This window comes from Vibrio sp. 1249-1 (assembly GCF_033340495.1).
The window spans coordinates 98580-121458 of record NZ_JAWOWJ010000001.1 but is presented as its reverse complement, the minus strand read 5'-3'; the positions used below and the strand labels follow the sequence as shown (position 1 = coordinate 121458).

At 45.0% G+C, this 22879-nt stretch carries 23 protein-coding genes; 10 read left to right on the top strand and 13 right to left on the bottom strand.

The annotated features are described in order from the left end of the window. The first annotated feature begins 9 nt into the window (after nucleotides 1-9). Genes flgM through R7Z50_RS00550 form a run of 3 tightly spaced genes read left to right on the top strand, consistent with a single transcriptional unit; the run spans nucleotide 10 to nucleotide 1476 of the window. Nucleotides 10-291 (top strand): flagellar biosynthesis anti-sigma factor FlgM, encoded by a 282-nt coding sequence (flgM, locus tag R7Z50_RS00560; RefSeq protein ID WP_318148799.1) that lies wholly within the window; start codon nucleotides 10-12, stop codon nucleotides 289-291. A gap of 20 nt (nucleotides 292-311) precedes the next feature. Beyond that, complete coding sequence (gene flgN, locus R7Z50_RS00555) at nucleotides 312-749, top strand: flagellar export chaperone FlgN (protein ID WP_005374018.1); 438 nt, start codon at nucleotides 312-314, stop codon at nucleotides 747-749. Then, on the top strand, nucleotides 730-1476 hold the full coding sequence (locus tag R7Z50_RS00550) for a lytic transglycosylase domain-containing protein (protein WP_054576173.1): 747 nt from the start codon (nucleotides 730-732) through the stop codon (nucleotides 1474-1476). The genes flgN and R7Z50_RS00550 overlap by 20 nt, the downstream gene beginning before the upstream one ends. 435 nt (nucleotides 1477-1911) lie before the next feature. Here R7Z50_RS00550 and R7Z50_RS00545 read toward each other — a convergent pair whose 3' ends face one another. Continuing rightward, on the bottom strand, nucleotides 1912-2430 hold the full coding sequence (locus tag R7Z50_RS00545; protein WP_005374021.1) for an NUDIX hydrolase: 519 nt from the start codon (nucleotides 2428-2430) through the stop codon (nucleotides 1912-1914). A gap of 277 nt (nucleotides 2431-2707) precedes the next feature. On the opposite strand from R7Z50_RS00545, the gene R7Z50_RS00540 reads away from it, so the two are divergent. Both R7Z50_RS00540 and R7Z50_RS00535 read left to right on the top strand, forming a co-directional pair. Further along, a complete protein-coding gene (locus R7Z50_RS00540) occupies nucleotides 2708-2974 on the top strand; it encodes a DUF333 domain-containing protein (protein ID WP_005374023.1) in 267 nt (88 codons plus the stop codon). Between the two features lie 249 nt (nucleotides 2975-3223). After that, on the top strand, nucleotides 3224-3880 hold the full coding sequence (locus tag R7Z50_RS00535; protein WP_005374025.1) for a hypothetical protein: 657 nt from the start codon (nucleotides 3224-3226) through the stop codon (nucleotides 3878-3880). Here R7Z50_RS00535 and R7Z50_RS00530 read toward each other — a convergent pair. Further along, nucleotides 3870-4712: a YdcF family protein gene (locus tag R7Z50_RS00530; RefSeq protein ID WP_206970430.1), complete on the bottom strand. Its 843-nt coding sequence runs from the start codon at nucleotides 4710-4712 to the stop codon at nucleotides 3870-3872. The genes R7Z50_RS00535 and R7Z50_RS00530 overlap by 11 nt on opposite strands. Nucleotides 4713-4843: 131 nt before the next feature. On the opposite strand from R7Z50_RS00530, the gene R7Z50_RS00525 reads away from it, so the two are divergent. Then, on the top strand, nucleotides 4844-6214 hold the full coding sequence (locus tag R7Z50_RS00525; protein ID WP_005374028.1) for an L-serine ammonia-lyase: 1371 nt from the start codon (nucleotides 4844-4846) through the stop codon (nucleotides 6212-6214). A 121-nt stretch (nucleotides 6215-6335) separates the two neighbouring features. Here R7Z50_RS00525 and R7Z50_RS00520 read toward each other — a convergent pair whose 3' ends face one another. After that, nucleotides 6336-6572 carry a hypothetical protein gene (locus R7Z50_RS00520; protein WP_005374030.1) on the bottom strand — a complete coding sequence of 79 codons (237 nt, stop codon included), beginning with the start codon at nucleotides 6570-6572 and terminating at the stop codon, nucleotides 6336-6338. Nucleotides 6573-6820: 248 nt separating this feature from the next. Here R7Z50_RS00520 and R7Z50_RS00515 point away from each other — a divergent pair, with 248 nt between their 5' ends. Next, nucleotides 6821-7696 carry a LysR family transcriptional regulator gene (locus R7Z50_RS00515; protein ID WP_047102796.1) on the top strand — a complete coding sequence of 292 codons (876 nt, stop codon included), beginning with the start codon at nucleotides 6821-6823 and terminating at the stop codon, nucleotides 7694-7696. Between the two features lie 68 nt (nucleotides 7697-7764). Here R7Z50_RS00515 and R7Z50_RS00510 read toward each other — a convergent pair whose 3' ends face one another. The 5 genes from R7Z50_RS00510 to R7Z50_RS00490 form a co-directional block, all read right to left on the bottom strand. Continuing rightward, nucleotides 7765-8634 (bottom strand): LysR substrate-binding domain-containing protein, encoded by an 870-nt coding sequence (locus tag R7Z50_RS00510; protein ID WP_065275127.1) that lies wholly within the window; start codon nucleotides 8632-8634, stop codon nucleotides 7765-7767. Nucleotides 8635-8834: 200 nt separating this feature from the next. After that, complete coding sequence (locus tag R7Z50_RS00505) at nucleotides 8835-9815, bottom strand: outer membrane beta-barrel protein (RefSeq protein WP_318148798.1); 981 nt, start codon at nucleotides 9813-9815, stop codon at nucleotides 8835-8837. A 454-nt stretch (nucleotides 9816-10269) separates the two neighbouring features. After that, nucleotides 10270-11394: a M14-type cytosolic carboxypeptidase gene (locus R7Z50_RS00500; protein ID WP_017819760.1), complete on the bottom strand. Its 1125-nt coding sequence runs from the start codon at nucleotides 11392-11394 to the stop codon at nucleotides 10270-10272. 113 nt (nucleotides 11395-11507) lie between these two features. Further along, the gene (locus R7Z50_RS00495; protein ID WP_318148797.1) at nucleotides 11508-12908 is read right to left on the bottom strand and encodes an FAD-dependent oxidoreductase; all 1401 of its coding nucleotides are present in this window, start codon (nucleotides 12906-12908) and stop codon (nucleotides 11508-11510) included. A 218-nt stretch (nucleotides 12909-13126) separates the two neighbouring features. Continuing rightward, nucleotides 13127-13486, bottom strand: coding sequence for a DUF3316 domain-containing protein (locus R7Z50_RS00490; protein WP_064369428.1), 360 nt, complete (start codon nucleotides 13484-13486; stop codon nucleotides 13127-13129). Nucleotides 13487-13898: 412 nt separating this feature from the next. Between R7Z50_RS00490 and R7Z50_RS00485 the strand changes: the two genes are divergently transcribed. After that, nucleotides 13899-14825 (top strand): VirK/YbjX family protein, encoded by a 927-nt coding sequence (locus R7Z50_RS00485; protein ID WP_005384371.1) that lies wholly within the window; start codon nucleotides 13899-13901, stop codon nucleotides 14823-14825. Between the two features lie 12 nt (nucleotides 14826-14837). Beyond that, nucleotides 14838-15389 carry an outer membrane beta-barrel protein gene (locus R7Z50_RS00480; RefSeq protein WP_005374044.1) on the top strand — a complete coding sequence of 184 codons (552 nt, stop codon included), beginning with the start codon at nucleotides 14838-14840 and terminating at the stop codon, nucleotides 15387-15389. 68 nt (nucleotides 15390-15457) lie between these two features. Here R7Z50_RS00480 and R7Z50_RS00475 read toward each other — a convergent pair whose 3' ends face one another. The 5 genes from R7Z50_RS00475 to R7Z50_RS00455 all read right to left on the bottom strand — a co-directional run bounded on the left by R7Z50_RS00475 (nucleotide 15458) and on the right by R7Z50_RS00455 (nucleotide 21500). Next, the gene (locus R7Z50_RS00475) at nucleotides 15458-16363 is read right to left on the bottom strand and encodes an EamA family transporter (RefSeq protein WP_005384368.1); all 906 of its coding nucleotides are present in this window, start codon (nucleotides 16361-16363) and stop codon (nucleotides 15458-15460) included. Nucleotides 16364-16429: 66 nt separating this feature from the next. Further along, on the bottom strand, nucleotides 16430-17134 hold the full coding sequence (phnR, locus tag R7Z50_RS00470) for a phosphonate utilization transcriptional regulator PhnR (protein ID WP_017635094.1): 705 nt from the start codon (nucleotides 17132-17134) through the stop codon (nucleotides 16430-16432). 9 nt (nucleotides 17135-17143) lie between these two features. Beyond that, on the bottom strand, nucleotides 17144-18868 hold the full coding sequence (locus tag R7Z50_RS00465; RefSeq protein WP_318148796.1) for a putative 2-aminoethylphosphonate ABC transporter permease subunit: 1725 nt from the start codon (nucleotides 18866-18868) through the stop codon (nucleotides 17144-17146). A gap of 8 nt (nucleotides 18869-18876) precedes the next feature. Further along, a complete protein-coding gene (locus R7Z50_RS00460; RefSeq protein WP_045375959.1) occupies nucleotides 18877-19983 on the bottom strand; it encodes a putative 2-aminoethylphosphonate ABC transporter ATP-binding protein in 1107 nt (368 codons plus the stop codon). A gap of 506 nt (nucleotides 19984-20489) precedes the next feature. Next, entirely contained in the window at nucleotides 20490-21500 is a 1011-nt protein-coding gene (locus R7Z50_RS00455) for a putative 2-aminoethylphosphonate ABC transporter substrate-binding protein (protein WP_005384363.1), read from the bottom strand. A 266-nt stretch (nucleotides 21501-21766) separates the two neighbouring features. Here R7Z50_RS00455 and phnW point away from each other — a divergent pair, with 266 nt between their 5' ends. Further along, nucleotides 21767-22870, top strand: a complete 1104-nt coding sequence (gene phnW, locus R7Z50_RS00450) for a 2-aminoethylphosphonate--pyruvate transaminase (RefSeq protein ID WP_318148795.1) — start codon at nucleotides 21767-21769, stop codon at nucleotides 22868-22870. Nucleotides 22871-22879 lie beyond the last annotated feature (9 nt).

Below are 22879 nucleotides of genomic sequence, written 5' to 3'. Positions count from 1 at the left end.
GACCACAGCATGAAAATCGACAAAGTCGCGGGCGGTCATGTCCCACAAACAAAATTACAGCAAGCAAGCAAACAGCCTGTCGACGTCGTCGAACAGAGCAAAGTACACGAGCCTGCATTTCAAGCGAATACCGTAGCGATAGATCACGCTCAAGCTGAAATGGCATCACTACCTGATGTTGATATGGAAAAAGTAGAACAAGTACGCAACGCATTAGCGCGTGGTGAACTTAGCCTAGATACAAAAGTGCTATCCAAGGCAATCATGCAGTTCCATACAGGTCACGAGTAATAAAACGCTAGGAAGACATCATGGCAAGCGCAGTATCGCAGCGAATTCAACAATTTGTTCGCTCTATATCTGAGGATATTAAGCTTTATCAACAACTGCTTCCTTTGCTTCAGCAGCAAAAGGTATTGTACTTAAAGTTTGATGGAGAGGCACTGAACGACAATGTTCAGAAACAAATGCCGATACTCAATAAACTCAGCCGCTCCGCCAATGACAGAAGCCAGTGTATGCGAGCGCTGGGATTAGCGTGTAATGACGCCAGCGTAAAACGAATTTTCAATGCTTTGCCTGCCCAAATAGGTATGCAAGCTAGAAAACAATGGGCGCTATTGGAAACGTTGGTAAGTCAGTGCCAACAATACAATCAGAGCAATGGCCACAGCTCTGCGGCGTTCCATGAGTTGGTCAGTCAACTCAAACAACCTGTGCAACACACTTATGAAGATAAATCGTTCTAAACGATGTTCGTCTTGCCTACAGATTCAGTCGCCATCTCGGCTGAGTACTGTAGGCCTTTTTATTTTTATTGCCTTTCTGTCCTACCTTCCAATCACATGCCAGGCAAAACCAAATGCTGTCGATATTCAAACGCAGTATCAAGTATTAGCACCATACAAACCACAAATTGCCAAGCGTCTCGATTCATCCAAGCCGGTAATTAACCACATTTTCAAACAGCTTCAAAACCACTCATTACCAAATAGCCTAGCCTTAGTGCCAATGTTAGAATCTTCTTACAACCCCAAAGCCGTTTCTCACGCTAACGCCGCCGGACTTTGGCAATTGATACCAACCACAGCGAAACGATTCGGATTAACGATAAATACAAAACAAGATGATCGCTTTGACACAGAAGCCAGCACAACGGCCGCGCTCAAGTACCTGGCGTTTTTATACAACAAATTCGATCAAAATATGGCTCTCACTTTAGCTGCCTACAATGCCGGAGAAGGACGTGTTGCACGTGCTATTCAGCGAGCAGGAAGTCGAGATTTCCAACAACTCACGCTGCCTAACGAGACTCGCCAATATGTCAGCCGCTTCTATGCATTGGAAAAGTTGATAGATATCGGTCAGTTACAATCCTCATCATTTCAACCTTTACTCTTGTTTGCTCCAGACGCTCCTATGATTTCACAACCGCTGGTCGACTTTAGCCGACTGCCTCCGCTAGTTAATTTGTGATAAAAGCTACGACAGAGCTCAATGTCAGAGAAACGTAAAATTACAAGATCCTGTTCGGCGAATTTGAAAACTCGTGATCTCTATGCAAACGTGTGCAAAAAAGTTGAGGTAAGGTATCTCAAAGATAAGAAAGAGTAGTGGTTTACTAAAAAGCGCCCCAATTGCGCTTGGCAATTGGGTAGATATGCGTCACATTGCGTTTGCAAAAAAACATGAAAACCAATGGTCAGACCTAATAATTATTTACACACTAAATGTAAAACAGCTATTGTTTTCATAGTTCGAAACAAATCTAACATATCAAGATGACGCTTCGCTTGCGCGTCTGGAATAAGTCCGGGTTCCGGGGGGGAGTCCGGACTTTTTTATTGCTCTAAAATCTTTGCCCACAATAGAGCCAACAGAAGCTAAGTCGTAATGCTGCAAACTAGCTGTTTATAGTAATTCTTTAGAAATCAACTGAAGTAAAAACGTTTCGCGCTCAATGCTCATGCCTTTTTTCGGGCTTTCTGCCATCGTTTTTTCATTGTGTGCAATTGCTTCGTGTATGTTCATCCATACCGGGCGCATTCCATTTTTAACTTCGTAATCTTCATACGCCGTTTCGCCTAGCTCACGTTCGATTTTACATGTATAACAATACGACACCATGTGCATCACGTCAGCGTCATCCTTGTACCACGGACGAAACTCCTCAAAGATTCCGAAAGGCTTAATACCATGTATATTTTGGGCGCCCGTTTCTTCCTCTAATTCACGGACTAATCCAGCAATGACATCTTCACCATCATCAATACCACCGCCTGGTAGCGTGTAGTCATGGTAACGTTCTGTATAGAGCAACAGCACATCTTCACCATCAAGTACAATGGCTCGCGCTGCATTGCGCTGAAAAACAATTTTGTCATCCAAATGCTCTATGTCTGGATGAACGGTCGATTTTAAATGTCTCATCGAAAATACCACGGTCAATGTTTTGTGCGCATATTACCGAATTTCACACTTTAAATCATTGTTGTAGGCCAGGTACGTTCGAGCGCTTGTCAGGAAGTGATTGATATGACCTTCACAACAATACGCCAAGAACAGAAGTGTGACGTGCAAATCAGCAATAAATGAGAATATCTAAATTCTTATACGTCCCTCTTACTTTTAACATCGATAAGACAATAATCTCTTAAAGTTGCCTATAATCAATACAATACTCGCCCACCCCATGCGGAGATAAAGAATGAAAAAGACAAATTTAATGATGGCTATGGCTGCAACATTGGTACTGGCTGGTTGTTCAACTTACGAGGGAGCGACCCGATCAACTGAGTATACCTCCGTTGCAAATCCCGCAGCCGTATACTGTGTTCAGCAAGGTGGTGAGCTGGATACCGTGTCGGAAAACGGCGAACGTGTCACTTACTGTGTGCTGTCGGACAATGAACGCGTCGAGCAATGGGAATACTATCGCGAGAATCACAAAGAAAATGAGGGTGACAACTACTAATTATTTTTATCGATACGTCACCTTCCCTCTATCACTTAGGAGCCTTTGGGCTCCTTTTTTATTTGATTTATCAAAGTGTTCTTACGTTGTTTTTACATATCTCTGACTTTACCGCACATCGACCCTATATCGAACAGTGTTCTATTCTTGACATTCCCCTGACATAACTTTCCACTTGGACAATAAAATTCCAAACACAGATCACACTAATTCACATTTCTTCCACATTTTCTGGGACAGGTGAGCAAGATGAAAACACAAATAGTAAAAGAAGCCGAGTCAGCCCCAAGCAACGTTGTTACTGAAAAATCAAAGCGCATTATTTATAAATCGAGTTTAAACGCCTTGATGATTGTCGCTATAAGTATTCTCGTTAACCTTAGTCTTCGTCTTGATTATGTCGTGTTGGGATCAAGCCTTGGCGAGCTTTCCGTTACAGAAACGCTCCAGCTTGTGATGCTTGCTATTGCATCATGGTCGTTTTTCAGCTTATCGAAACAACAGCCTCAGCTAAAGCATGCGGCTATTTTGATTGCAGGATTTTTTGCAGTACTGATTATTCGCGAAACGGACTATTGGACAGACATGATTCATCATGGCTCTTGGGTTTTCCCAGCACTTGCTGTCACCGCACTGGCTTGCGCCAAAGCTTACCAAGGTGGTAAAGGTACCATGAACGAAATGGCGACCATTTTAACGGTGCCACATATGAAGCTATTAGTTGGCGCTGTGATGCTATTATTAGTCTTCTCTCGTTTGTATGGTATGGGCAGTTTTTGGCAACAAGTGATGGACGAAAATTACATCCGTGATGTTAAAAATATCTCAGAAGAAGGTATAGAACTGCTTTGCTACTGTTTGATCGCATTAAGCGCCGTCCGCACAAAACGCGAGCTTAATGAATAGACTCTGGGTCAAAGCGACGGTTCAATGCAGTCAGTATCGGATGGAAGATACTTAATGCCTTTTCCGCAGCACCTATAGATTCATCCAAGGCCGTCATTTCGACGGCCTTTTTCATTTCTCCAATATGTTGCAAAGCCTCTTTATCAAGCGGGAAAGAGAGCAATTTGTGAATAGCATCTCTTGCGATCATAAGTGGCTTTTTTCGGACAATTGATAAATCTCGGAAAAATACGCCATGCTTGACCCCTTCTAAATAAACTCGGTAGGTTGTGAGTTCATCGAGTAGCAAGAATGTCTCCGCCATAAGCCCTTTATGTGGGTATGGCACGCTAATATGTTTGCTGATATCCAGTGGAATATTGAGAGTCACCCCCATGGATTCGCAATCGGATTTAAGTACTCGTAATAAGCCTTGCTCATCCATCAAATTCTGGATATCAATGATTCGTTCGAGGTGGTAGTCATTAGACAGCAAGATAACCTCAACCGGATGCCCCGACCATAACTCGAACAACCCACTTTTGCACAAAACTTGGGAAACATAACGCATGTTTTGAAACGTGTTCAACGACTCCGTTTCTAAGAGTATATGACGTTCAGGGAACGGATTCACAGATTCTGCGTTTAGGGTTCTAAAATACGCGTACATCGCCTCTGCTTCAGAAACACTTTGTCCTTGCGTTACTCCGCCACAAAAAATAATCGCCGTTCGCTCTGTCGGTAGTGATGCAGTCCTACAAGACAAAGCTTCGACTCTTGTTATGCCCTCAGAGGTCAACCTGTTATTGACGAGGCGTTTACCTAAAACGATGACGATGTTGTCTAACTTCATTTTAAAATCTCGCGCTTAGTTGGCAGTGTTACAAAAATCTTCTTTCACTCCCGACCCACAAGCTTTAACATCTAGTTAACAACACTGTTCTAGAGACCTTTATAAAGGTTCACTGCTAAAGGAAGTCAATTATGCTGTCGATTTTCGATATATTTAAAATTGGTGTCGGGCCATCCAGCTCCCACACTAATGGTCCTATGCTTGCCGGATTCCATTTCACTCAGCTAGTTAGCGACTCTATGGCGAAAGTGCATCGGGTGCAAGTGGACCTTTATGGCTCATTGTCACTGACAGGTCGAGGGCACCATACAGACCGAGCCACGGTCCTTGGTTTGATGGGAAATAAACCTGATACCATCAAAATGAGCAGTGCCAAAAGTGCGCTACAAAATACCATAGACAATAATACGCTCATGCTCGCCGGTACACACCAGATTGAGTTTAGCTACGACCATGACATCGTCTTTCATAGCGACAACCTTCCCCTGCATGAAAATGGTATGACGATTACGGCATTAGACGCAGCTGGAGATCAAGTAGCGTTTGAAATTTATTACTCCATTGGGGGCGGATTCATCGCCACCGCCGACGAACTAGAGAACGGCACGCAACAAAATGAGGTCGCAGTACCATTTCCGTTTACATCCGCAGATGAGATGCTGGAAAAAGCCGAGACGAACGGTTTCAGCTTGGGAGGCATGATCCTCCAAAACGAACTCGCATTTCGCTCAGACGAAGAAATTAACCAAAGAGCAGAGCAAATTTGGAAAGTGATGTCGCTCTGCATGCAACGTGGCTTCGATACGGAAGGGATTTTGGAAGGTGGTCTAAATGTCACTCGTCGAGCACCAAACCTTTTGAAAAAGCTCGAAGCCAACGCTGCAGTTGAAAACGATCCGATGGAGATCATGGATTGGATCAATCTCTTTGCCTTTGCGGTTAGTGAAGAAAATGCAGCAGGAGGGCAAGTCGTCACTTCTCCAACGAATGGTGCAGCAGGGGTGATTCCGGCGGTATTGATGTACTACCATCGCTTCATCAAAGAGCTCGATGTTAAACAGCTAAAAGACTTTCTCGCAGTCGCCGGCGCTATCGGCATCTTATATAAAACTAACGCGTCAATTTCTGGTGCAGAAGTGGGGTGTCAGGGAGAAGTTGGGGTTTCTTCATCCATGGCTGCCGCTGGCTTAACAGCGCTAAGAGGGGGCAGTAACGAGCAGATTTGTATTGCTGCGGAAATTGCGATGGAGCATTCATTGGGTATGACTTGTGACCCGATTGGCGGCTTGGTTCAAGTACCTTGTATTGAAAGAAATGCCATGGGAGCAATGAAAGCGATTAATGCATCGCGTATGGCATTAAAGCGCACAAGTAAATGCTTAATTTCGTTAGATAAAGTTATCGAAACCATGTATCAGACTGGTAAAGATATGAATAAAAAATACCGTGAAACCTCTTTGGGGGGCTTAGCTGTCATTCATATGGCACCGCCATGCGAATAATGGCAAGTGGTCATTGCGCTTAGCTTCTCACCATACGCTTATCTGGTAATTATGATCTGATGATATTACATATAGAAATGCCGCGTTCTTCGCGGCATTTTCTTAACAAGAAACTATTCGATTAATCACGTCGACCACGAAGTTCAATTTTTTGAGTTGCAGCATCCGAATGGATTGTTACACCGCCATAGGCCATTTCATTGCGACCCTTCAGCGTCAATTGAGAATCTGCACGCTCTACGTCAACCTGATTTTTCGTTGCCATCGTCATATCAATCGTGCCCGTGTATGACCCATCGCCAGCAAATGCTACGTTTGTTGAGCAAACCATCAAAACAAGTGCGATTAGTTTTTTCATACATCACCTCTATTATCGTTCTTACTTTCTTTCGGTGGAAAAACTGTAACAACAGAAACGCGCTCATACGAGGAAAGTCATTATTTACCAAATGGAAATCCATGCTAATAAACTGATGTAACCAAGAATAACTTATCGTTACCTTCAATAAATCAGGGATAAGGCAGCAACTTAAATTGACCGAGCGTTGTCTTTTCTTAAGAAATTCAGCGATATGATTTGTCGACAAAAGCCAAGCGAGACAATGTATGAGCGTTAATCTGGATATTCAAAATATTTTGGTATTAAAACGGATGTATGAGTTACGTAACGTCCGGTTAGTCGCAGAATCACTCGGTAAAACGTCAGGAGCAATCAGCAAAAATCTGACAAAGATGAAAACTCAGCTCAATGATCCGCTATTCGTTCAGACCAAAAATGGCTTTGAACCAACAGCTTTTGTGGAAGCGAACATTGCGCATTTTGAGCAAATAATCAACAGTATTGATTCCATCAAACCACAGCATTTTTCACCAGCTCATTTTGACGGCTCAATCACTATTTATGCCAACACATTGTTTTGGGAGTACTTCGGTGACAAGTTTTACTTGGAGTTACTAAAGCACGCTCCAGAAGCAAAATTCTCATGTTTGCGCTGGGGTAGCGAAGCAAAAAAACGATTAATTGACGGTGAAAACGCCATTGCGATTCATTACTTTGATGAAGATCTGCCACAGTCAATTGTTCAGACCGAACTGGGGCGAGGAAAAGCGGTATTTTTTGTTCGACAAGATCATCCCGCTCAAAACTCCCAAGAGCTAGAAGAATACCCTTTTATACTTTTTAAAACGCCGGGATGGAACGACTACCGATACCCTGTGTTGGAAAGGCTCAAACATATGGGTTTTAGAACCACACCTAAAGTGGAAATTGAGCACCCAGCGATGATTCAAAAAGTGCTTCTGCAAACGAATCATTTTGGCATAACGATGAGTGGACATGTTCCTAAGGGTTGCCGAAGTATCGCGCTTCCTGCTGGGCTAGAGCTTGATGTTCGCTACGTGATGAGCTGTCGTCGCTCTCAACAGCAAGCTCCGGTAAATCAGTGGTTATTAGATGTAATTAAGCATGTCGCTCAGTCCTAGACTGATGACTTGCTACTGCTAATAATAGCCAAACCACACATGCGCTCTACTCACTCGCTGAACGAACATTAAAGACTCTGTATTAACCATTGAGCAAAGGTGTTTACGTGTGATTTTTCGGATGCTCGAACCATCATATAATGTGCACCAGAACTTGGCATATGCCAATTTCCAGCCTGGACTAATACGCCCTGTTGCAGCTCATCCTCAACAAGAAAGTCTCTTACCAGCAACACGCCAAGTTGATTCATCGCAGCATGAATAGCAAGCAATGAGTGTTCAAACTCGGCGACGACTTTGCTCACCTTCCCTTGATAACCTTGGTGCGTAAGCCACTCTTGCCAAGATTCATGATAACCGCCAGTACAAATTTTAGGCGCTTTAGCTAACTGCAAGAGGTCATTTATCGGGTTTAAATGCATAAAGCCGGGGCTTGCGACAACGATCCAGTTTTCTTGGGTTAATCGTATGGCTTCTTGCTCTTGCCAATCTCCATCTCCGTTAATAATTTCGATATCCGCAATCGCACTGGCGCTTGGAACTGTATTAGCAGTAGTCGAGATTTTAAAGGAGATGTCTGGGAATTGTCGCTGAAAATCAGCCAATCTTGGCATTAACCACTGAGAGCAAAAGCTGTGAGCGACATGTAAGTTAACTTGCGTATTCTTGGGACGAGTAAATAAATGCTGCGTCGTGGTCGATAATGTTTGAAGCACATGATTAACCACAGGCCAGTATTCTTGTGCGGAGCAGGTCAGCGTAAGGTGCGTGCCCTTGCGCTCGAATAACGTCGCATTGAGCTGTGACTCTAGCGATTTCACCTGTTGGCTTACGGCCGCACGAGTCACATTTAGCTCCTCTGCGGCTTTTGTAAAACTCTGTAGTCGCGCCGTGGCTTCAAAAGCTCGGAGCAAATTGAGCGGCGGTAAACTTTGCATATCATTCTCCCAAACACTTGGCTGTCATGCTATGAACTGGTGATGACAAATTGATGAAGGTGCTGAGTTTACGTATGTTGAGCACATGTCAAAGCGTCCCGATATAACTATGTTTCTACACAACTACTGAGTTAGTTAAGCGGGATCAAAAAAGCCAGCGTGATACACGCTGGCTTTTGGAACTTTATCTTAAGCAGGAATTATTCTGCTTTTTCAGTTGTTTGGTATTCAAACGCAGGAACAACCACTTCAACACGACGGTTCATTTGACGACCTTGACGTGTCTCGTTGCTTGCCACTGGGTTAGCTTCACCCATGCCTTTCACTGTCATACGCTCAGCCGCAATACCTTTTGCTTGGAACTCGTCAGCAACGGCTTTCGCACGTTTTTCTGTGAGTTGCTTGTTGTAAGCAGCAGAACCTGTCGTATCGCTGTAACCCGTGATCTCAACTTGAGCTTGTGGGTAAGTATTCATCAAATCAACGGTACCAGAAAGGTTCGACGCGTCTTTCACTTCTGCACTTTCTAAGTCGAATTGTACTGTCGCTGTTGTTTGAGCAGGGTAAACGTGATCTACAATGCGTGTTGCAGGACGTGCTTCTACTACCTCTTCAACGGCTTTTTCTTGAACGACAGGCTCAGAACCAAACTTGTAGTTGAAACCAATACCGAAGAAATCTGAATCCATGTCTTCAATTACATCATCAGACATATCTTGGTAGCGTTGGTATTCAGCACGTAGGCTCCAGTTGTAGTTGATTTGGTATTCAGCACCCAGAGAGCCAGTTGGTACGAAATCTTTCTCGTCACCAGCCATCATGTATGCAGCACCAACTTTCGCGAATAGATTCCAAGAATCCGTTAGTGGTAGGTTAAATTTAGGAGCAAGCGTCAACGCCCAAAGATCACCATCAACGGTGTTTAGGCCAGGCTTTTTGAAGTTTGCAGTGAAGTCACCAAGGTAATCAACACCATACTCTGCTGCAACGTACTTGTTGAAGCTGTAGCCTAAGTGCATAGATGCTGCAAAACTGTCGTCGTCACAAGGTTCGTTTAGGTAACACGTATCGTTTAGAGAGTTGTAACCTATTTTACCGCCCATGTAAGTGTCAGCAAGTGCAACGTTTGAGATCACACCACCAGCAAGTACAGTAGCCACTGCTATAGCGATTTTTTTCATTATTCTTTTCCTTTTTCTTGTACACAAAGCAACACATCGCGGCAGCATACTGCCGTAAAATATGAAGCCGTAACTTTCTCTTTTCTTCGAATAGAAATAGCTAAATAGCGTAGGAAAGAATCAAAAATGATATTCAAACGCCAATGACGTAAAACGGAAAAAGGTAACCTCAAGACCATCTATTCATGAGCTTCATCCGCATACCCAACCGAAAAACAAAGTTCGTTGCGTTGGTTTAGCCATAGTCAATTCGTTGCGGAGAATATCACAAAGAAGCCAACTTTCTGTGACGCAAATCACCATAAAAAGCCACTTTCTCAAATTTAAGAATCATCATTTAAGCTTGTGAATGGCAACAAATTTTTACAGGGGAGCGTGGATCTGGAGAGCACAAAAAAACAGCTCATTTAAATGAGCTGTTTTCGAAATAATGAAAAAGCGTTAACTCGTCGCGCTAAATTTTATCCGCTACGGTTAACGTTGCAGCTAATACATCTTGCCCAAACAAGACACTACGCTCAGGAGACCAACCGTAAAGTGGATCTGGGTGATTGTTGTTATCTTTAAATGGCATTTCGATTGTGTAAGACAAGCATTTGAACTGCTCTGCAACCCAATTTGAACCCACCGTCAAATTCGCTTTACCAGGCTCATCTTTATCGTAACCAATCTCATCTTGGAACTCTGGCGTAATAGTCAGTAACGCTTGCTTAAATGATGTCTCTAAAGCGGCAAGATTTTCATCGTAAGAAGGAATACCTTCTGAGCCAGCGACGAAGTTATACGGAATCGCTTCATCGCCATGAATATCTAAAAACATGTCAACACCCGTTTCCAGCATGCGCTGACGCACAAGGTAGACTTCTGGGCTCTTTTCCATTGATGGCGTTTGCCATTCACGATTTAGGTTTACACCTACTGCGTTGGTACGCAAGTGACCGCGAATACCACCGTCTGGGTTCATATTTGGTACGACGTAAAGCACCGCTTTTTCAAGCAATGCACGCGCAACCGTGTCGTTTTCATCTAACAGACGTTGGATCATACCTTCCATGAACCATTCCGCCATGGTCTCACCTGGGTGCTGACGTGCAATCATCCAGATTTTCTTTTTGCCTTCTTCTGGCTCACCGAAAGTAAGCAAGCTCATGTCATTGCCATCTAGCGTATGACCAAGCGTCTCTAGTTGGCAGTGGTGCGCGCTTTGTGCCATGTGTAACAAGTCTAAATGACGATCGTACGTGTATGGCGCAAAGTACGCGAAGTAAATTGAGCTGCGCTCAGGGATTACAGTGAAAGTCAGCGTGTCGCCATCGAACTCTGCCGGTACTCGGAACCATTCTTCACGATCGTAAGACGCAACCACATCGTAACCTTGCCATCCTTCTGGATAAGCCGATTTAGCCAAATCAAGCAATTTGATGGTGTGTGATTGCTCGGCTTCTGTCTCAAGACGGAAGTGGAACCACTGGTAGAATTCCGACATATTGTCGTTAGGAATTTTGAGTTGGATGTCGTTTTTGTCGTCCGCTTTCACTACGTGAATGCTGCCGCTATCGAAGTTGCTGAATACTTTCATTTTATGACTCACCTTTTAAATCTGAGCTTGAAAGACAGAGGCTAACACAAGGCTTCATCGCGCCCCAATGACTTTCACTGCAAACTGTCTCGTTTGTGGCTAAAGTCTTCAGTTTAGTCAAGCTTATCCGCTTTGCCTGCTGGTCCCGCGAGTTTTGCTAGCCACTTATCCCAGATAAACGGCGTTTTCTCGTTATCTTCTGCTTCCTCTTTTCGACGTACCGCGTTGCGCACTATCATAGCCCCGGTCCAGCGAAGCGGTTCTGGTGGGAAATACCCCAACGGTCCTTTGGCTAAACCACTGTTCGTCCACTCGTTATCGATTCCCAATATCAATGAAGATAAGATCTTTCCGCCCATTCGAGTCTGCGCTACACCATTGCCTGAATAACCAAATCCGTAAAAGATATTGCTCTGTTTATCTAGCTCGCCGAAAAAAGGGAAACCAGTAGCAGAACGATCAGAGCCCCCCGTCCATGAATAAGCAAACTCCTCTCCTCTCAAATGAGGAAACAACTTATCGAACGACTTGCGCAGTAGACCTTGGTAGCGTGTTGGCTTGTTAAACATTGCGTCAACTTGGTTATTGAAAGAAAACTGATTGCCGCCTTTCCCCAACATCAAACGGCCATCTGGCGTATCTCGGTAATAGTGGACGAAGATACGTGAATCCAACACGCTAAAACCTGCCTGCCAACCAGATAGAGGTAGTGAATCACCAAGCGGCTTGGTGATCACCATGTCGGAAGAAACCACCACGATACTGTTTTTGAACTGTTTAAACTGCTCCACCATCCATGCATTTAATGCCAATACCACCTGCTGCGCTTGAATGTTTCCTTTAGGTGTACAGACAATGGCAGGTTTTCCATAATCTAGACGCGTCATCGGCGTGTTCTCATAAACTTCTACACCCAGAACAATAGCAACACGGCGTAACCCCCTCACTAATAATGCAGGTTGAACGCTGGCTGCAACTGGAGAGTGAAAGCCTTCTATATGTCGAGGTGAACCCGCATTGGCACGCAGTTCCTCCACCGAGCAACGACGCCAACTGTTCACTTCTAATCGCTTTAACTCGTCCACAACTGGCTGCATTCCCCCAGTTTGAGCCTGATTGGTTGCAGTGTAATAAACCCCTTTTAACGATAATTGCGCATCGATGTTGTGCTGCTGACAAAAGTCGTCAATCTCGAGCACTGCTTGTTCCGACTCTTTTACTAACCAAGCAGCATGTTCTTCACCGAATAACCGTTTCAATGTCGGAAACTTGGTAGACCAAGTCAGCATACAACCGCCGTTTGCGCCCGATGCACCACTGCCACAAAGGCCTTTTTCAATCACGACTACCTTTTTTTCCGGAGATTGCTGCTTAATCATAATCGCGGTCCAAAGTCCGGTGTATCCGCCACCAACAATCGCAACGTCAGTATTAATGTTCTGCTGTAACGGTTGTGGCGTTTCTGGTTGCTCAGCTTCAATTGCCTGCTTGAACCAATATGAATGATGTGTCATCGGGTATCCTCGTTAGTGCGTTACATCCATTTCCGCAAACACTTTACAAACGATGATGACAATCAACGAGCAAGAAAATCTAACGCTGAGCGATAGAAAATGTTGCACTGAGAGTGTGCGAATTTTCGCTTCCAACAAAAACAAAATGGGGAGCTCGTGGCTCCCCAAAACAAACAGCAAAAATATTAGTGGTAAACAATTCGAGTCCGTCTTACTGGTTAATATTTACCGGTATCACGCATGCGGTACTCGTATTGAACATTGAGAATAGGCTGGTAAACAACTTGCCCGTCACTTTGCAAGAACTCATTTACCATGACTTTTGAGTCAGTGATAGAAAACGATTGGCGATCAACATACGTTGTAAGGCTCGTAAACTCATCACGGAGTTGTCCAGATGATTTATTTTGGTAGCTTTGGATCATGTCTCGGCCCATTTCATAAGCCGCTTGTTTGCTATCCATTACGTCGCCATGGATAGTTTCGGTGTCGTTTGTCCAATGATAACCACCAGCAAGAGCCATAGAAGGTGCAGCAATCAGAGCAATCGTACTTGCTAAAGTTGTTAAGCGTTTCATAAACCTCTCCTTACTTACCTTTACATCGGGCCAAAATTGGCTCGATACTTATAAGGTACGTATAAAGACCTAAAACACGTCAAAACAATTTCAAATAATGTTCAATTTTCGTTCAACTTATTTCACATTAACTTAGCAACTCAACGTCATATTCAGCCGACATTCGCATTTTCTTCCTTTTGAACAATGGGTTTCAACCTGACATTTCCTTACCAAACCATACAATACCTAAGGTCAATTTTCTCTTAGAATTCCAGCAAAAGAACAGTGTTCAAAACCTTACAAAAACGTCGGACACAGCAAAAACCACCTCTTTTCAGTCGTGCTTTGCATTCCTCCTTTTCGGGTTCTTCGCTGCTCGTCCGTCGGTTCTTAATTGTCGCTATTGAGCACAAGTTAATCTGGAGTGAAAATGACCGCGAACAAATCCATTTTTTACCATAGCAAATCGATTTACTCAGATGATTATGCTGATGTCTACAAGCCAATTTGGACCTACAGAGCTAAGTTCATCTTACGTGCGCTTTATTACAAACGTGCATTTAAGCACCTTTCAGACAATATTGAATCGTCATTGTTAGAGTTGCTTTGTACGCGTACACACCGATTCCTAGAAAAACCGTTTCGCCCGTATATCATCAAAAACAACTCAGCGTTCGATCGTTCTAACTTGGTGGTTGATCACTACAAAACGATTTCAGAACTGTTTTCTAAACAAACAATCGAAGAAATCTACACAGACTCGAAAGGCCTAACATTAGCCTCTTTTGAAATTGACGAAATACTGTACTCGGTGAGATTAGTATACGAAGCACGTTATCAAAAAGAAGGCGACATGAGCCTAGTGCTGCACAGCGCTGAAGATGGCAACTTCTACACGCTCTCTTTTACGCTAGGTCACATCGAATCTGGACGCAGCATTATGATTGGCGGCTTACAAGGACCGCGAAGCAGTGAAGAAAACAACGCGAAAATTAAAAAGCTAACTCGTAAGCTTTACGGACAGAGACCAAAAAGCTTGATGGTGAGCTTGCTCACTTTGCTCGCACAAATTTGGGAAGTAAATACGATTCTAGCGGTGAAAACGCAGTCCCATACTTACGCAGCTAAACGTTACAGCAAAGGGCGAATAAAAACGGATTACGATGCACTCTGGCAAGAATTGGGCGGCACCGAATACAATCGTCATTTTTACTCAATTGATGTAAATGCACCCCGTCGAGATATCGAAGGCATGTCGCGCTCTAAGCGTTCGATGTATCGTCGCCGTTATGAATGGCTAGACAACACCAAGATCACTTTCGAACAAATATTAAAAGGCGAGCAAGCTAAAAGCTAAGGAGAAGCGTTCATGCGTTATTCATTCATTACTGCTTTAGTGTTGTCGGCTTTTTCTTTGTCAGCCAATGCAGAAACCAGTGAGCACATCATAGGTACAAACATTGGCTATGGCGATGTGAACTACGATGCTCCGACAAGCAAAGAATCAGGCGACATGTTCTTAGGTGAAATATATTACCGCTACATGCCAACACATAACTTTGGTATCGAAGCAGGTTATAAAGGCGCGTTTGACGGTATCGGCTCGATACTCGTGAGTCCGATTTCAGAAGTCACCGATACGAGCTTCTCCGGACCTCGCTTGAGTGGCTATGCTAGCTATCCTCTGGGTTCAGGTTTCGAACTGTACGGCAAGGCAGGTGTCACTCTCTACACTCTCGAGTACACTTATAAAGTGAACGGTCAGAGCAAGAACATCGAACACTCAAGTGTCGGAGGTGAAGCGGCTGGCGGTATCGGCTGGAGCTATAAACACTTTGGTTTGAATGCAGAATATGTGTACTCAAAAAACAGCGATTTTGACTCTAGCGGCGTGATGTTTGGTGCGCAACTGCGTTTTTAAACAAGGCTTACAAGTTAATACAAAAGGCAGCGAGAAGCTCATTCGCTGCCTTTTTTCGTGAATATAGGTCAATACGTAAGCGCGAGAATGATCCCCGCCACGATAGAAGTAACGCCAAGCCCTCGGGTGAGATACCATTTCTCAGACAGAAACCAAATCCCCATAAACAATCCAAACACGATGCTGATTTGCCTTAGTGCCACCACCAAACTTACGTTGTCGGTCATGGTCATCGCAAACAACACCAAGCCGTAGGTGGATGCCATCATTACCCCTGCCATGCTGGCTGTTTTGCGGATCTGCCACGCTGTCTTAATCTCATCTGGCTTGTCCGTAACTAAGCACCACACAAGAGCAGGAATACCAATTGCCCAAAACTGCACGCCCAAGTAGAAGATTGCACTGTACTGATCATTCAAGATCTCTGATGCTTGTCCTGTGAGTAAACTCAGCGCTTCTTTATCGACTACCGAGTAACCCGTTGTGCCTATTGCGGCAATCAATGCCCAGAACACACCAACGTTCAAATAAGAGCCCAATGTCATCTGACGAAAATTCGTCAGTGGTACAAGCATACAACCAAGAGTAATTAGTAAGAATCCAAGCCACTGCTGACTAGATAATTCATGTCCCAATGCAACACTGATTGCGCCGACCATCATCACTGGCAGCGCCCGAGCAATCGGATAAACCACACCCACATCAGCGTGCTTATAAGCGACAATCAAACCAACCAGGTAAACCATTTGTGAAATGCCGCTAATGAACAGCAATCCCCAAAACTCACTCGGTAATGATGTCCAGCCAATGGTTGCCAAATACCAAATCAAATAAGGGGTAAGAATGAAACATGCAGAAAAGCTGGCGGCCATGGTAAACGCGAGCCCTGACCCAGAGTTGCTTTTGCCAAGGATATTCCAGCCAGCATGAAGAACAGCAGAGAAAACGACGAGACCAATCGCCAACAAATCCATTTCAATGTTCCTGTCTGAATAAAATAAAGGCCCCGAGATGGAGCCTTAGATAATGAGAAAATCCACTTAACGATGGAGTTCCGCCAGAGATTCAATGCTAATGGCATCGTGTCGCCAATATTCGATATCGCAATCAATCAACTCACCGTGTTGGTTATAGTTGATGCGCTCCACCACCATCGCTGGCGTACCGGCTGTCGCGCGCAGTGCCTGAGCCATTTCACCCAACAAAGTGCTGGTTGAAATGCGGTAGCGAATCTTTTGATACGTCACGCCATAATGCTCGCGGTAAATGTCCGTCAGTGAGTTTGACAAATCATAGTCCAGCAGATTCGGAAACAGCTCTGGGCGAATATAGTTTGTTACGAATACTACAGGTCTATCTTCAAGGTATCGCACACGGTCGACTCGATACACGTCCGAGAAAGGTTGCAAGTCCAGCAAGCGTGCCGCTTGTTTGTTTGCCAACGTTCCTTTTGCTGCGACCAACTCCGTTTTTGGCACGCGATTTTGCGCTTTCGCCATGTTCGGGAAGTTCAGAGTTTGGGTTGGGTCGTAACGCAATGGCTCGGGTGAGATAAACCAACCTCGGCGATCTTCGCGATAGATTCGACCTTCTGCTTCCAGCAGTGATAAAGCTTCACGCAGAGTGACGCGTGTAGTATCGAACGACTCCGCCAACTTACGCTCTGCTGGCAGTTTTTGACGCGGCGATAGCATGCCCGCTTCAATCTGTTCAACAATCGAATCTTTAATTTTTACGTATTGCACGAAGTGTCCTTATCTTTTGCGCCAAGCTTGTGTGCGATTCTCTAACAATTTACCCAAAGTCATCTGAACAATCTTCGCAATTGCGGCAGCCATCATGATCATCACAGCCATTGCCGCTGCAGCGCCAGTTTGACCTGCATCGTCCATATTCAGAATCGAGACCGAAGCCGGAATCGTATCGGTTGAGTAAAGGAATACTACCGCAGAAGTGGTGGTCAATGCATTAACAAACAAGTAAGTCGCAATGTCCAAAATCGCAGGTAAACACACAGGTAATGTCACTTTAAAGAACAACTTGTATTGAGGAAGCTTCACCGATGCAGCTGTGGCTTCAATCTCCGATGGCAACTGCTTTAGCGCTGTCAGGGCTGTCATGTGACCCACGGTGTAGTAATGCACTACCGTGTTAATCACCAAGAATGCCATAGTGCCATAAAGCACGTTCAGAGGATTGTTCGCATCATTGAAGTAAAAGATGTAACCCAAACCAAGCACCATACCCGGTACCGCCATTGGCACCACGCTAAGCATTTGCATCACCTGACGAATTGGACCAAACGCACGCCCTTTCTCAATGCAGTAAGCACCGACAAAGATGATGGCTGTACCAATAACTGCCGTCCAACCTGCCAGCGTTAACGAGTTGAAGAATGGGCTCCAACCGTAGGTGCTCATTTCAGCAAAATTGTAGTTGTTTAGCGTCAGCGCTTTGTTCCAAGGCCAGAACGTAACTAACGAGCCATAAACCGCCATGCCAAGCACAGCCAACACTGCGATAGAAATGATGCTGCAGTAAACCAAACAAATGCTGTCGCGCGCTTTGTTGGGTTCTGGCTGATATGGCACCGAGCGAGTGTCAAATAAGCTCTTTTGTTTTTTCTGTACCCAACGGTCTGCGCCGAACGCCATTACCGCAGGGAATAACAACATAATGCTGGTCACCGCACCCATGGCAAAGTTTTGTTGTCCCACAACTTGCTTGAAGATGTCAGTCGCCAGAACGTTGTAGCTTCCACCAATCACTTTCGGCACACCAAAGTCCGTGATAACTAGCGTAAAGACGACGATAAGCGTACTGATCAAACCGTATTTCGCCGCAGGTAACGTCACCATAAAGAAGGTTTTGATGGGTGAGGTTTTAAGTGCACGTGCTGCTTCATACAAGCGGGCATCTGAAGTGCGCAGCGAAGTGGTCAAAATCATCAATGCATGAGGGAAGGTCCAGAAGATCAAACCCATCGAGATACCAATCACGCCGTAAATCGAGTTTCCTAACAACATATCTTTGGCAATGCCTTGATTACCGAAAAGGAAGATCAAACTGATCGCCGGCAACAACGAAGGCGCAAGAATTGGCGCAGTGCCTAGGATTTGAAACAAACCTTTAAACGACATACATGAACGAGTCAGCGCGTAGGCATAACCAAACGCAAGCACACCCACTACCGAGGTCACTATCACGCCCAAAGTGAAGGTGTTTCCCACCGACACCCACAAGCTTGAAGAGGAAAAGTACGTCGCAAAGTTTGCCAGACCGACAAATTCGCCATTGGCATTTTGCACACTCTTGGTCAACATTGCCCAAAGCGGCATTAAGATGAACAGCACCATCATGGTCGACAAACCAGCGAGCAAACCGAACAACACAAGGTTGTCGCGGCTAACACGTCCGAGTAAGGATTTTGCTTTGTCTTGTGTAGTCAGGCTATTCACCGTCATTGTCTTCGCATCCATGTTTACACCTACGCCGCTAGCGCTTTATCAACCGAGGGCACGGCGTAACCATGCAGCCCTTCTTCAGCAAACTGGATGTAACGTACATCGCCCGCCTTGATATTGAGTTTTTGAACCGTTTCCACAGGCACATCCACGACGATGGTTTTCGTTGAGCTGTCGTTTTGCAATACGCAATCAATGCGGAAAAACGCCCCCAAAAACTCGGTAGCCGTTACTCGCACTGGTAAAGAGTTGGTGTAGTTTTCAACGAACTTGATGCTTTCAGGACGCACCGCAAGGTCGAAGCGATCACCACGTTGGATCTTACGATTGGTCAAGCTTGGCGCTGGCATTAGGGTTTCTGCAATGCGTACTTGGGAGTCCGTTGCGACTGAGGTTTCAATAAAGTTCATGCTGCCGACAAACTCAGCGACAAAGCGCGTTGCTGGTTGCTGGTAGATCTCTTGAGGTGTGCCGACTTGCTCAATCACGCCATGGTTCATTACCACGATACGATCCGCCATCGACAGCGCTTCGTCCTGATCGTGCGTAACCATGATGGTGGTGATGCCCAGCTTGCGTTGCAGCTTACAAATCTCGTCACGTAAGTGAACACGCACTTTTGCATCCAGCGCTGACAGCGGCTCATCCAATAACAGTAAACCCGGAGATAGCGCCAATGCACGAGCCAAAGCAACACGCTGTTGTTGACCGCCAGAAAGTTGATTAGGGAATTTCTCGCCAGAGGTTGGAAGACCAATAGTTTCTAGCCAGTAATCCACCTTCTCTAACGCTTCTTTGGTCGACATACCTTGGTTTTTCAAACCCACCGCAATGTTCTCTTGCACAGTTAGGTTCGGAAACAGCGCATAAGATTGGAATACGATGCCGAAATCGCGCTTCTCTGGTGGTAGGAATGTGGTCTCTCGACCGTTTTGAAAAATCGCACCAGACGTTGGCAAGTCTAAACCTGCAATGGCACGTAGCAGAGTGGTTTTACCGCAGCCAGAAGGACCAAGAAAACAAACGAACTCGCCCTTTTCAATCGCTAGCGAGATTTTCTTTAATGCAGTGAACTGTCCGAATTGCTTCACTACATTTTCGATATTTAGGTAATGTTGGTTAGTTGACATAACACACGCTCCAAATGGTATATACCAACTTTAGTTTTGGAGTGTTACGTTCCAATGACAAATTTATAGCCAGAAGATGACAAATAGATGAAGGGTGGTGGGGTTTGTTCAAGTGGTAATTAGAGATTCCCGACTCACTCCTTCATCGCTCTCGAGAATGACGTGGTGAGTGTGGATTACAAATTCTGAATCACACGTATTGCCTAGAATTACGAGCTTTGACTTACACTCCATATGCTTAATATCGTCATTCCGGACGAGCCTAAGCGAGCCATCCGGAATTTCTTACAAGCACTATTTTCTGAGATTCCCGACTCACTCCTCCGTCGCTCTCGAGAATGACGTTGTGAGTGCGGATAGAAGCTCCCAACTTTCTTAAGTCCGTCATTCCAGCGAACCTAGGTGAGACTAGGAATCTACTTGCAGCAAACTCTGAAATAACAGAGAAAACAAAAAATCCACCTCAACCGAGGTGGATTTCAGTATTCAACTCAAAGCAAATTCGATTAAGACTTTGGCTCTGATTTCGCGTCAAACTTCTCAGACCAAGCCGCTAGAATCTCTGCACGCTTGCTGCCCATTTGCGCGAAGTCCATCTTCGCCATGTTCTCTTGAACGTTCGGGAAGTTAGACACTGTCGCTTTCACTTCTTTATGTGCAACCACTGGGTACATTTCTACGTAAAGCTCGTTTGCTGCTTTAGAGATTGACCAGTCGACAACACGTTTCGCTGCATCAGACTCTTTTACTAGACCAACAGCTTCTGATTCCCAGCCGATGCCTTTTGGTGTGATCACCGCTAGTGGCGCACCCTGTGTTTTCAGCTTCGCGCCGCGACTTGCCATCGAAATACCGATAGCCACTTCACCCATGCCCGCTTGAACACATGGCTTAGAGCCCGAGTGCGTGTAGTGTGCAATGTTCTTGTCTAAGTCACGCATGTAGTTCCATGCCTGATCTTCACCCATGTTTTGTAGCCAAGCAGAAACCTGCATGTAGCCAGTGCCTGAAGACGCTGGGTTCGGCATTGCAATGTGACCTTTGTAAACCGGCTTCGTTAGGTCTTCCCAAGACGTTGGTTTCGGTAGGTTAAGTTGTTTCGCTACCGCTTCGTTGAAACAAACTGCGTTAAAGAACGCATCGTTACCAAACCAAGCTTGGTTTGATTGAGGGTCGTTTAGGTTCGCGTGCAGCTCTTCCAAACCTTTTGGTGTGTAAGGCTTAAGAAGACCTTCATCTTTAAGCAGTGCCATTGACGAGCCAGCAAGACCCCAAACCACTTCCGCTTGAGGGTTGTTCTTTTCTGCCAGCAATTTCGCCGTCATGATACCGGTTGAATCGCGAACCCACTTAATCTTGATATCTGGGTTATCTTTCTCAAACGCAGACTTGTATTTCGCAAGAATGTCAGTTTCGAAAGCGGTGTAAACCGTGACTTCCTGTGCTGCCATTGCATTCGTAGCTAGCAGAGAGACAAGTGCAGCCAGCGATCCTTTCATCAAACGGTTTTTCATCATTTTCTCCAGTTAATTTGGCTAAGTTTTCATTTGGTCTGTACCAGTTGACGATATACACCCTACTGAGCCTTTGTGACGAAATCATGACCATTAAATGGCAGTTTTACGAAAATTTGCGATGAATAATCGTTCAATTGATCCGCCATTTTCTGGATATTAAAGTTTTATGAAATTGGATATTCGCCTATTTACTGCCCTTTTCTTCCTCGCTAGAGTGAACTCGAAATTTGGTGTAGACCAATTAGCCTATTCTGATGGAAATCGAGATGAAAAACGAATACCTACTACTGACTCCAGGTCCTCTATCTACTTCTGAAACGGTACGTGAAGCCATGCTTAAAGACTGGTGTACTTGGGATGATGAATACAACAAAGACATTGTAGAAGTGATCCGCACTAAGCTTGTAAAACTGGCGACGGAGCAAGACGGCTACACCTGCGTACTAATGCAAGGTAGCGGCACCGCATCAGTAGAAGCGACGATTGGCAGCGCCATTGGCAAAAATGGAAAGTTGTTGGTTGTCGACAACGGTGCTTACGGTGCACGTATCGCTCAAATCGCTGATTACCTAAATATTCCATGCCATGTAGTTTCCCCAGGCGAAACATCACAGCCACACTTGAACGAGGTGGAAACTGCATTGGCATCGGATCCTGCGATCACACACGTGGCGATTGTTCACTGCGAGACAACCACTGGCATGCTCAACCCAATTGAGGCATTTGCTTCTGCGGCAAAAGCACACGGTAAAGTGGTGATTCTCGATGCCATGTCGAGCTTTGGTGGCATTCCTATCGATATCGCAGAGCTAGGCGTCGATTTTATGATCAGCTCTGCAAACAAATGTATTCAAGGCGTGCCGGGCTTTGGCTTTGTGATTGCGAAACAAACAGAGCTCGAAAAGTGCCAAGGTCAGGCACGTTCTTTGAGCCTTGATCTTTACGACCAGTGGCACTGCATGGAAGTGAACCACGGTAAATGGCGTTTCACGTCTCCTACGCACACGGTTCGTGCTTTCTACCAAGCATTGTTAGAGCTGGAACAAGAAGGCGGCATTGAGGCTCGTCATAACCGTTACCAAACTAACCAGAAAACACTGGTTGCAGGTATGCGCTCTTTGGGTTTCGAACCGCTACTGAGTGATGACCTTCACTCACCAATCATCACTTCTTTCTACTCTCCAACGCACAGTGATTACCAGTTCAAAGCGTTCTACACGCGTTTGAAAGAGCAAGGCTTCGTGATTTATCCGGGTAAGGTATCGAACGCAGATTGCTTCCGTATCGGCAACATTGGCGAAGTTTACCCAGCAGATATCGAGCGCTTAATCGGTGCAATTGAAAAAGCAATGTACTGGCAAGTTGCGTAAAGCAGCCTT